This window comes from Salinispora cortesiana, from assembly GCF_000484695.1.
GTDB lineage: Bacteria > Actinomycetota > Actinomycetes > Mycobacteriales > Micromonosporaceae > Micromonospora > Micromonospora cortesiana.
This window is the reverse complement of record NZ_AXVR01000035.1, coordinates 1-13138: the sequence shown is the minus strand read 5'-3', so window position 1 is coordinate 13138 and position 13138 is coordinate 1. Positions and strand designations below refer to the sequence as shown.

12 protein-coding genes and 1 other RNA gene are annotated in these 13138 nt (G+C 68.6%); 10 read left to right on the top strand and 3 right to left on the bottom strand.

Annotated elements, in window-relative coordinates; all coding sequences use genetic code 11:
* Window positions 1-2: 2 nt before the first annotated feature.
* Entirely contained in the window at window positions 3-2918 is a 2916-nt protein-coding gene (gene secA, locus K228_RS0115880) for a preprotein translocase subunit SecA (protein ID WP_025619324.1), read from the top strand.
* 44 nt (window positions 2919-2962) lie between these two features.
* Here the strand turns inward: secA and K228_RS0115875 are convergent, their stop codons facing one another.
* Window positions 2963-3556 (bottom strand): Rv3235 family protein, encoded by a 594-nt coding sequence (locus K228_RS0115875; protein ID WP_025619323.1) that lies wholly within the window; start codon window positions 3554-3556, stop codon window positions 2963-2965.
* A gap of 103 nt (window positions 3557-3659) precedes the next feature.
* Entirely contained in the window at window positions 3660-3890 is a 231-nt protein-coding gene (locus K228_RS0115870; protein ID WP_025619322.1) for a helix-turn-helix transcriptional regulator, read from the bottom strand.
* 215 nt (window positions 3891-4105) lie between these two features.
* On the opposite strand from K228_RS0115870, the gene K228_RS0115865 reads away from it, so the two are divergent.
* Window positions 4106-4612: a DUF6912 family protein gene (locus K228_RS0115865; RefSeq protein WP_025619321.1), complete on the top strand. Its 507-nt coding sequence runs from the start codon at window positions 4106-4108 to the stop codon at window positions 4610-4612.
* A 73-nt stretch (window positions 4613-4685) separates the two neighbouring features.
* On the opposite strand, the gene K228_RS0115860 is transcribed toward K228_RS0115865, so the two are convergent.
* Complete coding sequence (locus K228_RS0115860) at window positions 4686-5765, bottom strand: hypothetical protein (protein ID WP_025619320.1); 1080 nt, start codon at window positions 5763-5765, stop codon at window positions 4686-4688.
* A 271-nt stretch (window positions 5766-6036) separates the two neighbouring features.
* Between K228_RS0115860 and pruA the strand changes: the two genes are divergently transcribed.
* The 8 genes from pruA to K228_RS29210 all read left to right on the top strand — a co-directional run.
* Window positions 6037-7665: an L-glutamate gamma-semialdehyde dehydrogenase gene (gene pruA / locus K228_RS0115855; RefSeq protein ID WP_025619319.1), complete on the top strand. Its 1629-nt coding sequence runs from the start codon at window positions 6037-6039 to the stop codon at window positions 7663-7665.
* A gap of 155 nt (window positions 7666-7820) precedes the next feature.
* Window positions 7821-8336 carry a PadR family transcriptional regulator gene (locus tag K228_RS0115850; protein WP_018721074.1) on the top strand — a complete coding sequence of 172 codons (516 nt, stop codon included), beginning with the start codon at window positions 7821-7823 and terminating at the stop codon, window positions 8334-8336.
* Window positions 8337-8671: 335 nt separating this feature from the next.
* The gene (prfB, locus tag K228_RS0115845) at window positions 8672-9793 is read left to right on the top strand and encodes a peptide chain release factor 2 (RefSeq protein ID WP_025619318.1); all 1122 of its coding nucleotides are present in this window, start codon (window positions 8672-8674) and stop codon (window positions 9791-9793) included.
* A gap of 118 nt (window positions 9794-9911) precedes the next feature.
* Entirely contained in the window at window positions 9912-10592 is a 681-nt protein-coding gene (gene ftsE, locus K228_RS0115840) for a cell division ATP-binding protein FtsE (protein ID WP_012181145.1), read from the top strand.
* Window positions 10593-10650: 58 nt separating this feature from the next.
* A complete protein-coding gene (gene ftsX / locus K228_RS0115835) occupies window positions 10651-11526 on the top strand; it encodes a permease-like cell division protein FtsX (RefSeq protein ID WP_025619317.1) in 876 nt (291 codons plus the stop codon).
* A 156-nt stretch (window positions 11527-11682) separates the two neighbouring features.
* Window positions 11683-12162, top strand: a complete 480-nt coding sequence (gene smpB / locus K228_RS0115830) for an SsrA-binding protein SmpB (protein ID WP_025619316.1) — start codon at window positions 11683-11685, stop codon at window positions 12160-12162.
* Window positions 12163-12245: 83 nt separating this feature from the next.
* Window positions 12246-12621, top strand: a transfer-messenger RNA (tmRNA) gene (gene ssrA, locus K228_RS27280).
* 269 nt (window positions 12622-12890) lie between these two features.
* On the top strand, window positions 12891-13138 hold a 248-nt coding region (locus K228_RS29210), incomplete at its 3' end, for an IS3 family transposase (RefSeq protein ID WP_025619315.1).

Genomic DNA, 13138 nt, shown 5'->3' with positions numbered 1-13138 from the left:
CCGTGTCGATTCTGGAAAAGGTCCTCCGTGCGGGCGAGGGGCGCCTGGTGCGCCGGCTCAAGGCGATCGCCGCCGCCGTCAACTCGATCGAGGACGACTACGTCAACCTCACCGACGACGAGCTGCGGGAGATGACCGCGCAGTTCCGGGAGCGGCTGGAGGGCGGCGAGACTCTTGATGACCTGTTGCCCGAGGCGTTCGCGGTCTGTCGCGAGGGCGCTGCCCGGGTGCTTGGTCAGCGCCCGTACGACGTCCAGGTAATGGGTGGCGCGGCGCTGCACTTCGGCAACATCGCCGAGATGAAGACCGGTGAGGGGAAGACCCTCACCTCGGTCATGCCGGTCTACCTCAACGCGCTCTCCGGCGAGGGCGTGCACGTGATCACGGTCAACGACTACCTGGCCGAGCGGGACGCCGCCTGGATGGGCCGGGTGCACGAGTTCCTCGGGCTCACCGTCGGCGTCGTGCTGCCCAACCGGCCCGCCGCCGAGCACCGCGCCGCCTACGAGTGCGACATCACCTATGGCACCAACAACGAGTTCGGCTTCGACTACCTGCGCGACAACATGGCCTGGTCGAAGGAGGACCTGGTCCAGCGGGGCCACAACTTCGCCGTCGTGGACGAGGTGGACTCGATCCTGATCGACGAGGCCCGCACCCCGTTGATCATTTCCGGCCCGGCCGAACACTCCGCCCGCTGGTACGGCGAGTTCGCCGCGGTGGTCGCCCGGCTGCAGCCCGGCAAGGACGGCGAGGGCGACTACGAGGTCGACCAGGCCAAGCGCACGGTCGCGGTGACGGAGCGGGGAGTCGGCAAGGTCGAGGACCGGCTCGGCATCGACAACCTCTACGAGTCGGTCAACACGCCGCTGGTCGGTTACCTGAACAACGCGATCAAGGCGAAGGAACTCTTCAAGCGGGACAAGGACTACATCGTCAGCGAGGGCGAGGTCCTGATCGTCGACCAGTTCACCGGTCGCATCCTGCACGGGCGCCGCTACAACGAGGGCATGCACCAGGCGATCGAGGCCAAGGAGGGGGTGGAGATCAAGCAGGAGAACCAGACCCTCGCCACCGTCACCCTCCAGAACTACTTCCGCCTCTACGCGAAGCTCGCCGGGATGACCGGTACCGCCCAGACCGAGGCGGGCGAGTTCAACAAGGTCTACAAGGTCGGGGTGGTGACCATCCCGACGCACCGGCCGATGGTCCGGGAGGACCGCTCCGACGTCATCTACAAGACCGAGAAGGCCAAGTTCAACGCGGTCGTCGACGACATCGTCGAGCGGCACCACGCCGGCCAGCCGGTGCTCGTCGGCACGGTCTCGGTGGAGAATTCCGAGATCCTCTCCCAGCTCCTGCGTCGCCGGGGCATTCCGCACTCGGTGCTGAACGCGAAGTTCCACGCGCGCGAAGCGGAGATCGTCGCCCAGGCCGGTCGCAAGGGCGCGGTCACCGTCGCCACCAACATGGCCGGCCGCGGCACCGACATCCTGCTCGGTGGTAACCCGGAGTTCCTCGCCGCCAACGAGCTGCGCCAGCGCGGGCTCGACCCGACCGAGCACGAGGAGGAGTACGCCAAGGCGATGGAGGAGGTCCTGCCCACCTGGAAGCAGGCCTGCGACGCCGAGGCGGACGAGGTCTCCGCCGCCGGTGGCCTCTACGTGCTGGGCACCGAGCGGCACGAGTCCCGGCGCATCGACAACCAGCTGCGCGGCCGGTCGGGTCGTCAGGGCGACCCGGGTGAGTCCCGTTTCTACCTGTCGCTACAGGACGAGTTGATGAAGCGTTTCCGCTCCGGCGCAGTCGAGGCCGTCATGGAGCGCTTCAACATCCCGGAGGATGTGCCCATCGAGTCGAAGATGGTCACCCGCCAGATCAAGACCGCGCAGGCGCAGATCGAGTCCCAGAACGCCGAGCTCCGCAAGAACGTCCTCAAGTACGACGAGGTCATGAACAAGCAGCGGCAGGTGATCTACGCTGAGCGGCTTCGGGTGCTCAATGGCGAGGACCTGTCGGATCAGGTCCGGAACATGATCGGCGATGTCGTCGAGGCCTACGTCCGGGGCGCCACCGCGGAGGGCTACGCCGAGGACTGGGACTTCGAGCAGCTCTGGTCCAGCCTCAAGCAGCTCTACCCGGTCGGCTTCACCATCGAGGAGTTGGAGGAGGAGGCCGGCGGGTCGAGGGCGAGCATCGATGTCGACTTCCTGCTCAGCCGGCTCAAGGAGGACGCGCACGCCGCGTACGACCGCCGCGAGGAGCAGCTCGGCACGGAGGGCGTCCGCCAGCTTGAGCGGATGGTCCTGCTCCAGGTGATCGACCGCAAGTGGCGTGAGCACCTCTACGAGATGGATTACCTCCAGGAGGGCATCAGTCTTCGGGCCTATGCCCAGCGGGACCCGGTGGTGGAGTACCAGCGTGAGGGCTTCGACATGTTCGCCACCATGATGGACGGCATCAAGGAGGAGACGGTCGGTTTCCTCTACAACCTGGACGTGCAGGTTCAGGAGCCGGAGCCGGCGGCCGACGAGGTTAAGCTCCTGGAGAAGCCGGTCGAGGTTCGGGCCAAGGGCCTCGGTCGTGCGCCACAGCAGCAGGGCCTGCAATACTCCGCGCCGACCATCGACGGGGAGGCCGGGCGCGGCTCGGTCGCCGTCGAGCGGGCCGGCGAGGCGGCACCGCAGGAGGAGCGCCCCGCCATGACCGCTCCGGCCGCACCCGGGCAGGCCGCTCCCACCGCACCGCAACGGCGGGGCAGTGGTGCGCGTGGCCACGCGGTCGCCGCCGGCACCGCCCGCCGAGCGGCGCCGGGGCAGGCCGAGGGCGGCAACGGGCCGTCGCGTAACGCGCCGTGCCCGTGTGGCTCGGGACGTAAGTACAAGCGCTGCCACGGCTCGCCCAACGGCGGCGCCTGACCGACCTGCGCCGGGTGTGTGCACGGGTTGCGTGCACACACCTCTCACAGAACGTTGAGAGCGGTGCAGAACCAGTTGCCGCGGCGCTGTTCGAGGCGGATCGCCATCGCCCAGGTCCAGCCGGCTGGCCCGGCCAGCACGGCGGCTGCCTCGACGACCGCGTCTCGCGGCTCACACACCCGTAGCCGGCGCAGGCGCGTGCCGGGCCGGGTGGAGCGGCGTCGCACCGGCCCCGCGCGGGCGGTGGCGCGGGCCAGCTCGGGCGCCAGCTCGGCCGCCCGGGCCGGGTCAAGTAGTCGGCGCAGCTGGCCGTGCGGTCGATAGCCGTTGATCACCTCTAGGCAGGTGGTGACGAACCGGTGTGCGACCCGGGTCGCCTCCGGGGTGGCGGTGGCCAGCGTCGTGGCGGGCAACCGGGTCGGTGTGCGCCGGGGCCCGGGTGGGCCCGGTCCGGCCCCGCGGTGCTTACCGGGCGGGCGGGGCGGCGGTCCTGGCCCCAGCTGGAAGAGGTCGAGCGCGAGCTGGCCGTCGATCGGCCAGCGGACGGGGTCGTCTTCGACGCAGGGCGGGTCGATGGACGGGGCCGGGCGAAGCCGGACCGGGGGACGAGTCGGCTCGGGGCGGCGGACGGCAGTCATTCCGGCCCTCCAGATCATTGTGTTTGCCTTCGTTTGCCTACGGCAGACCATGATTCTGGAGGACGAAAGAGGTAATGGTCAATGCCTGTGGATGGTGGGCCGGCTACTCCGGCTCACGTTCGACGAGCGGGTTGTCCCGAACCCACTCGGCGGTCTCCGCGTACTTGTGGTTGATGTACTCCTCCAGCCGCGCGCGCTCCACCCGCCACTGACCGCGTCCACCGATCTTGATCGCCGGCAGCTCGCCGCTGCGTACCATGTGGTAGACCTGCGAGTCCGACACGTTCAGCTCGGCGGCGACCTCGGACAGCAGCAGGAACCTCGGCTCCGCCACGCAAACTCCTTGAGTTGGCTGCGTTTGCCTCAGTTTGCCACCAGTATGGCCCCGAAGGCAGCGGGGCCCACCGCAGCACCAAGAGTGCGCTCGGGAACACTCCGGGAACCCGACTTTCGTCGAGCCGGTCCGGGGTGTATGACGGTCACGGCGTACGGCATGACCGGCGCCCCCAGGCCGGCGTCCGCCGGTGGAGCTGAACTCAGGGAGAACCGGTGACCAATGAGCATGTCCGGGTGTACGTCCCGGCGACCGTGCCGATGCTGACGCTGCTGCGGACCGGCGGGCTCCCCGCGGCCTCCGCGCACGCGGTCACCCCGGCACTGCGCGAGTGGTACGCCGAGGGGGACGAGGAGGAGTTGGAGTACGTCGCGTTCACCCGGGCCGCCCAGGACGCGCTCCAACTCCTGGCGGCCGACGACGCGGCACCGCGCCGCCGGGTCGTCGTCTCGGCTGATCTGCCTGTGGCCACCCCCGGAGCGGGCGACGCGGATCTGGGGTCCAGCACGGTCGAGCTGGCCGGTCCGGTACCGGTGGGGGCGGTGGCCGCCATCCACGTGGACGGGGCGGACGCGGTCCAGGACGTCACCGCCGCGGCCCGGGTGGTGACCGAGGCGCTCGGCGGTGACCCGGACGCGCAGTTCACCGTTGACGGCGCCGAAGATCACGAGCTGGAGTGGTACGACGTCACCGAGCTGGACCAGCTCCGCGAATTGAGCTAGCCCAGCCGCTCGACGTGGTCGCTCGGGACCGATCTGCTCCGGCTGACTCCGAAAGCCCTCCAGCCGGCGCGGTTCACTCCCCGTCCGGGTCCTCCTCGTCCAGTGGGGCCGGTCCGAGGGTGCGGCCGAAGGCGATCATCGCGGTCAGCGCGCCGACGAAGAGCACCCAGATCCCGTTGTCCACCCGGGAGGTGCCGAGAGAGGTCTGCGCCACGGCGTCCGCCTCGCTGAGCGCGCCAGCCAGGTCGAGCAGCCGGCGTCCCCCGACCCGCAGGATCACCTCGGCGACGAGTAGCAGCAGGCCGGGGCCGGCCCCGGCGATCAGGTAGGCCGGCCAGCGCAGGCCCGGCAGATCGCTGCGGCGCGCCGCCCGGCGTCGGGACCAGGTCAGGTAGCCGAAGGCCAACAGCCCCGCCACCAGGCCGGCGAGCAGGGACTCGGTACGGGAGACCCACTTCGCGGCGCTGAGCAGCGACTCCTGGGTTTCGCCCGCGCCGAAGAGGTCGAAGAGTGGGTCCCGCGCCCAGCTGAACGCCACGACGAAGACGAGCGTGCCGAGGCCGGCGGCCACCACCGCACCGATCACCGGGGCGGTCCGCGTCGCGGCGATGCCCCCGCCGATGATGGCGGCGGCGGCGGTGGTGCCGGCGATCACGTTGGTGGTGGCCGTGTCAGCGTAGGTCAGGTTGATGGCGAAGGCGGCAGCGAGCCCGATCAGTAGCCCGCTGGCGACCGCTGCGACAAAGCGCAGGGTGCTCCGGTCCCGACCTCGATGGGCGAGCAGCTCCGCCCCGAACAGCGCGAAGGCGGTGCCGGCGACGAGCGCGGCCGAGATCACCCCGGGGAGGGCAAAGGCGGAGAGGCTGATTGCGGTGACTCCGGCCGCCGCCGAGTCGATCACCGCGCGGGTGGACCAGAGCATGGCGGCCAGCCAGCCGAGCGCCAGCAGGCCGAGCGCCGGCGCGCCGGGGGCGAGCAGGCCGGCCGTTGCCGCCGTTGGCGTGCCGGCCGCGAGCGGGCTCGCTGCGTCCGGGCTTGTTGGGCCCCGGTGCTCCAGGCTCCCTGCGCCGGGGCGCTCCGGGCTCGCCTCGTCCGCGTCCGGGCTCGCCTGCGTCGGCTCCGTGGCGGCGGAGTCGCCGGGCTGCTTCGTCATCGTCGTCCCTTCAACCGGCACCCGGCCCGCGGCGCGGCCGGTGGTTCACCGGCCCACCAGGGTACGCGTCCGTCGCCGTCCGCCCGGGAGCCGCGTCAGCCGGTGCGGGGGAGTTGGGGTGGTGGGGAAGAGGGACCAAACGTGGGAGGATCAGTCGAGGTCCCGCCGCCGTACCCGGCCCCCTGCGGCCCCGGTGTTGGGCGTCCGGCCACCCGGCCGACGCTCCGCGGGCCCGTTACCCCCGCTGCCACAAATGCTCAGGAGCCTTTTGATGGACGCCGTCTTCTCCGTGCCCGAGCCCCGCAACGAGCCGGTACGCCCCTACGAGCCCGGGGGCACCGACCAGGACCGGCTGCAACGGCGGCTGGTCGAGCTGGCCAGCGACCGGATCGACCTGCCGATGACCATCGCGGGCGAGCAACGGATGGCCGGCGGCGCCCCGATCGACGTGGTGCAGCCCCACCGACACGCGCATGTGCTGGGCGTCACCGCTCACGCCACCCACGATGACGCTCGGGCCGCCGTGCAGGCCGCTAAGGACGCGGCGCCCGGTTGGCGGGCGTTGCCGTTCGCGGAGCGGGCAGCGGTCTTCCTGCGCGCCGCTGACCTACTCGCCGGGCCCTGGCGGGACACGCTGAACGCCGCCACGATGCTCGGCCAGTCGAAGACCGCGTTTCAGGCGGAGATCGACTCGGCCTGTGAGCTCATCGACTTCCTTCGGTTCAACGTTCACTTCGCTCGCCGGCTCCTCGCCGAGCAGCCCCTCTCCTCGACGGGCACCTGGAACCGATTCGACCACCGTCCGCTCGAGGGCTTCGTCTACGCGATCACCCCGTTCAACTTCACCGCGATCGCCGGCAACCTCCCCTCGGCACCGGCCCTGCTCGGTAACACGGTGGTCTGGAAGCCGGCCCCCACCCAGCAGTTCGCCGCGCACTTCACGATGCGGCTCTTCGAGGCGGCGGGCCTGCCCCCCGGCGTGATCAACATGGTCACCGGGCGGGGCGAGGAGGTGTCCGACGTGGTGCTGGCCGACCCCGACCTGGCCGGCATCCACTTCACCGGCTCCACCAAGGTCTTCCAGCAGCTCTGGCGAACCGTCGGCGAGAAGATCGCCCACTACCGGAGCTACCCGCGCCTGGTCGGCGAGACCGGCGGCAAGGACTTCGTGGTCGCCCACCCGAGCGCTGATGTGGACGCGCTGCACACCGCCCTGATCCGGGGCGCGTACGAGTTCCAGGGTCAGAAGTGCTCCGCGGCCTCCCGCGCGTACATTCCGCGGTCGTTGTGGGCAGGTGGGCTGCGGGACCGGCTCGCCGCCACCGCGGAGGCGCTCACCTATGGCGACGTCACCGACTTCAGTTACTTCGGCGGTGCCGTCATCGACGCCAAGGCGTACGCGCGGCACACCGCCGCCCTGGAGCTGATCTCCGGGGATGACCGTTGTCAGGTCGTCGCCGGAGGCACCGCCGACGACTCGGTCGGCTACTTCGTCCGGCCGACACTCTTCGAGTGCACCGACGCCGCCCACGAGACCTTCACCACCGAGTACTTCGGTCCGATCCTCGGCGTGCACGTCTTCGACGACGCCCGCTTCGACGAGGTGGTTACTCAGGCCGAGTCGATCGCGCCGTACGCGTTGACCGGCGCCATTTTCGCAACCGACCGGCAGGTGGTCGACCGGGTCGCCGAGCGGATGCGGTACGCGGCCGGCAACTTCTACATCAACGACAAGCCCACCGGTGCGGTGGTGGGCCAGCAGCCGTTCGGCGGCGCCCGCGCCAGTGGCACCAACGACAAGGCCGGCTCCTGGCAGAACCTGGTTCGGTGGATGTCACCGCGCACGATCAAAGAAACCTTCGTCCCGCCGACCGACCACACCTATCCCCACATGGGCTAACCAGAAGGACCCCTTCGCTACGTCGACCGCCCGGCGTGGGGAAGGGGTCCTTTCATCCACTCCATATCGGTGGACAGTGCACATAGGAAGCCCTGACGGGTGGCGAAAACGTGAAATCCTGGACGCCGCGACCGCAAAGTGGCAGCGTGAGAGGCATGGCGGATTCCGGAGTCAACCCCACGGCGGCGGCCCTGCTCGGGCTGCTTCACGAGGGCCCGATGACAGGTGGTCAACTTATGGCCGCCGCCGAGCGCCGGTTGGCGCCGTACTGGTCAATGACCCGCAGCCAGGTCTACCGAGAGCTGCCCGTGCTGGCCGAAAAGGGGCTGGTGCGGCTCGGTAAACCGGGGCCGCGGATGAGTCAGCCGTATGCGATCACTGCTGCGGGTAAACGGACCTTCTCCAGATGGCTGACGGAGGAGCCGGGTCGAGACACTATTCGAAACCCGATCGCGTTGCGGTTCGCCTTCGGAAACCTGCACTCGGCCAGCCAGCTCAAGAACCTTCAGACGGCTGCGAACGAGTACCACACGGAGGCCCTGGCCCGGGTTCGGGAGCAGGTGAAGAATGCGAAGAAGGAAGGCGAGACGTACGACGCCAGCGCCCTGGAGTTCGCCGTCGCATATCACAAGGCCGCCCTGTCCTGGCTCAAGTCCGCCCCGGTCAGCTGACCGGGCGTAGCTCCCCCGCCTGGGTCAACGTAGCCCCTCGGGGCCAGCGGTAAGTCCTGCCCCGGACCGGGACCGCCCCGCGGAAAGCCCCGCCTCGCCCGCGGGGGCGGCTGTGGCGTGGCCTGCGGGGCTCGCAAGCTCGCACCCGCTCCGCAGGTTCGCACCCGCTCGGCAGGTTCGCACTCGCTCCGCAAGCTCACTCCTCGCCCGCGCTGGGTTTGTTGGGCGTGGGCTGCGGGGCTCGCAAGCTCACTCCTCGCCCGCGCTGGGTTTGTTGGGCGTGGGCTGCGGGGCTCGCAAGCTCACTCCTCGCCCGCGCAGTAGTCTTGTCTGTCGTGACCGATGCCGACTACGCCGAACAGCTCAAGGACCTCGACGCCACTCTTCGCAACATCGAGTCGGTGCTCGACATCGACCGGCTTCGGGCGGACAAGGCCCGCCTGGAGGAGGCCGCCTCCGCCCCCGATCTCTGGGACGACCAGGCCCGGGCGCAGCAGGTCACCTCTGAGCTGTCGTACGTGAATGGGGAGATCAACAAGCTCGCTGAGCTTCGTTCCCGCCTCGACGACGCCAAGGTGCTGCTGGAGCTGGCCGAGGCGGAGTCCGACCCGGGCGCCCTCACCGAGGTCGAGACGGAGGTCGCCGGGCTGGCCAAGGCCATCGACGAGATGGAGGTCCGCACCCTGCTCTCCGGCGAGTACGACTCCCGGGAGGCGCTGGTGGCGATCCGTGCCGGTGCCGGCGGCGTGGACGCGGCGGACTTCGCCGAGATGCTGCTGCGGATGTACCTGCGTTGGGCCGAGCGGCACGGCTACCCCACCGAGGTCTACGAGACCTCGTACGCCGAGGAGGCCGGGCTCAAGTCGGCCACCTTCACGGTCAAGGTGCCGTACGCGTACGGCACGCTCAGCGTCGAGTCGGGCACCCACCGGCTGGTCCGGATCAGCCCCTTCGACAACCAGGGGCGGCGGCAGACCAGCTTCGCCGGGGTCGAGGTGCTCCCGGTGGTGGAGCAGACCGATCACATCGACATTCCCGAGAACGAGATGCGTTTTGACGTCTACCGGTCGTCCGGTCCCGGCGGGCAGAGCGTGAACACGACCGACTCGGCGGTTCGGATCACCCACATCCCGACCGGCATCGTGGTCACCTGTCAGAACGAGAAGTCCCAGCTTCAGAACAAGGCGTCCGCGCTGCGCGTCCTTCAGGCCCGCCTGTTGGAGCGGAAGCGCCAGGAGGAGCAGGCCAAACTCCAGGGCCTGAAGACCGACGCCGCCGGCTCCTGGGGTGACCAGATGCGTTCGTATGTCCTGCATCCGTACCAGATGGTGAAGGACCTTCGAACAGAGCAGGAGACCGGGACTCCCTCCGCGGTCTTCGACGGCGAGTTGGACGCCTTCATTGAGGCCGGTATCCGGTGGCGAAAGCAGCAGCAGCTTGCTGATGACAATGCGTGACGGATCGTGGGCGCAGCGCGCCATCGAATATTGTGAGTGCTGGCAGATCGATGACGTGTCCCGGAATTGAGGGGCGCGGGATTTGGTACAGCGGTTACACCGCGTAGACTCACGACCCGTGATTCAGCTTGAGCAAGTGACGAAGACGTACCCGAAGGCGTCCCGGCCTTCGCTCGACAACGTGTCCGTCGCGATCGAGAAGGGCGAGTTCGTCTTCTTCATCGGCCCATCCGGCTCCGGCAAGTCCACCATCATCAAGATGCTGCTACACGAGGTTGCGCCCAGTAAGGGCCGGATCGTCGTGAACGGCAAGGATGTTACGTCGATGCGCTCCTGGAAGCGGCCTGCCTTCCGGCGCTCGATCGGCTGCGTGTTCCAGGACTTCCGGCTGCTGCCGAACCGCACCGCCTACGAGAACGTGGCATTCGCGCTCGAGGTGATCGGCAAGACCAAGGCGGTTGCCCGCCGGGTGGTGCCGGAGGTGCTGGAGCTGGTCGGGCTTGGCGGCAAGGAGCACCGCTATCCGCAGGAGCTCTCCGGTGGTGAGCAGCAGCGGGTGGCGGTCGCGCGGGCGTTCGTGAACCGTCCGCTGATCCTGCTCGCGGACGAGCCGACCGGAAACCTCGACCCGGACACCTCCATTGAGATCATGCGTTTGCTGGACCGGATCAACCGCACCGGTACGACCGTCGTGATGGTTACCCACGACTCGAACATCGTGAATCAGATGCGCCGCCGGGTCATCGAGATCGAGAGCGGCCGGATCGTCCGCGACCAGGCTCGCGGCGTCTACGGGTGAGCCGGCGCTTCGCCCCGACTGACGACCACCACCTGCCGGAGACGCGGAGGAATCTTCGATGCGCTTGAAATACGTCCTGTCCGAGGTCATGGTCGGACTGTGGCGCAACGTGACCATGACCATCGCAATGATCATTACGATGGCGGTCTCGCTGACCATGCTCGGCGCGAGCGGCCTGATCTACGTCAAGGTCGCCGAGATGAAGGAGCTGTACTTCGAGAACATCGAGGTCTCGATCTTCCTCGAGACCGAGGTCACCGAGGAACAGAAGACAGCGGTCCAGGCCAAGCTGGATGCTGACCCGCTGATCGAGAGCGTCACGTACGTCAACAAAGAAGAGGCGCACGAGATTTTCGAGGAGTTGTTCCGGGACTCCCCGGACCTGCTCAGTGCGATCGGTCCAGAAGCGCTACCGGAGTCGTACCGGCTGACGCTGGTGAACCCGCAGGAGTACGAGGCGATCGGGGAGCAGTACGCCGAGATCGAGGGCGTCGACCAGGTGGTCGACAAGTCCGCCGTACTCGACAAGATATTCAATCTCTTCTCCGCCGGTCAGAAGATCGCCCTCGTCGCGGCGGTCGCGATGGCTGCCGCCGCACTGCTCCTGGTCGCCAACACCATCCAGGTCGCCGCCTACAGCAAGCGGCGCGAGGTCGCGGTCATGAAGCTCGTCGGCGCGTCGAACTGGTTCATCCAGGCGCCCTTCGTCCTGGAAGCCGTGGTCGCCGGCCTGATCGGATCCCTGCTCGGCCTCGGTGCCCTCGCCGGCCTGAAGGTCTTCCTCTTCGACGGGGCGCTGAGCGCCCTCCAGGGACTCTTCGCACCGGTTACCTGGGGTGAAGTGCTGCTCGCCTTCCCGCTGATGGCCGCCGTCGGAGGCCTGATCAGCGCGATCACCGCCTGGGTCACGCTCCACTTCTATCTGCGGGTCTAGCGCCCGCGGGGCGGCCGTGGACCGTCCGCGCACCCGGTCAGGCCAGGGCTCTCCCGCATCGGAATAATCGGCGCGGGAGAGCCCTTGCGCTCCGGTAGGATGATCGCCGCTGTTCGACCCAAGGGCGCTGCAGCGACAGGAAGGGAGGTGGCGCCGATGCCACGGGAGAAGGGGCGCAAGGTCGTCGCCTCCAACCGGAAGGCCCGCCACGACTACTCGATCCTCGACACCTACGAGGCGGGGATGGCGTTGACCGGCACCGAGGTCAAGTCGCTGCGGGCGGGGCGGGCGTCGCTGGTTGACGCCTTCGCCCAGGAGCGCAACGGCGAGCTGTATCTGCACGGGATGCACATCCCGGAGTACGTGCAGGGCACCTGGACCAACCACGAGCCCCGACGCACCCGCAAGCTACTGCTAAACCGCATCGAGATCGACCGGCTGATCGGCAAGACCCGGGAGAGCGGGCTCACGATCGTCCCGCTGCAGGTCTACTTCTCCGACGGCTGGGCCAAGGTCGAGATCGGTGTCGCCAAGGGCAAGAAGTCGTACGACAAGCGGCAGGACCTCGCCAAGCGGGACGCGCAACGGGAGATCGCCCGGGCTGCCGGCCGGCGGGGCAAGGGGATGGAGGGCTGAGCTGGCGCCCGGCCGGGGCGGGATGAAACCCGTTGCGTCAGGCGTTAGGCTTATCGGTGCCGCCAACAGGGGCGGTCCGTCGAGGGGGTGACTGGTTTCGACTTCGTACGTTGCGGCAGGGGAAGCGAGCCGAGGAAGCCAACGTCGTCTCGGAAATCGTTCGTTGGAAAACAATAAGCGCCAAGCAGAATCGCGCTGACTTCGCTCTCGCCGCCTGAGGCGAGTAGCAAGTCTGTCGGCCTGGGAGTGCCTTCGACCCAGTTAGCCGGCATCAGCTAGGAGGCTGGCCAATCGGACCCGGTCGCGGGGGCCGTGCGGCGAGATCAATCAGCGACTGGGCCCGTCACACCGACTCGCTCGCGTGATCGGAGGGGCCGAGTAGAGGCACAGCGAGCTGCGCTCGGAGAAGCCCTGGCAAGGCGGCGAAGGACCCGGGTTCGATTCCCGGCACCTCCACCACCTGACCTGTGCGCCCCGGTCCACCAGGACCGGGGCGCATCGGCGTTTCTGGCCTCGAATCTCCGGTGCCAGTGCCACCGGGCGCCACTGTCCGGTGCCGCCGGGCGCTACCGGCCTAGTCGTAGTTTTCAGCCCGGAACCACACGCTGGTGTTCGTGGTGACTGCTGGCCGGTTGGTGTCGTTTCTATACTGGTTTGGGGGGGTCTGCTGCACCGATGGGTGACATCTGAGATGGCTTGCCCTGGTGGCGGGCTGGAAGGATGTTGCTGTGCCCAAGCCCTACCCCCGTGAGTTCCGTGATGACGTGGTGCGAATCGCTCGTGAACGGGAGCCTGGCGTCACGGTCGAGCAGATCGCCAAGGACTTCGGGGTCCACCCGATGACATTGTTCAAGTGGCTGCGCCAAGCCGACATCGACGCCGGGACCAAGCCTGGCGTCAGTGGCAGCGAGTCGGCCGAGCTGCGTGAGGCCCGCAAGCGGATCAAGCTGCTCGAGCAGGAGAACGAGGTCCTGCG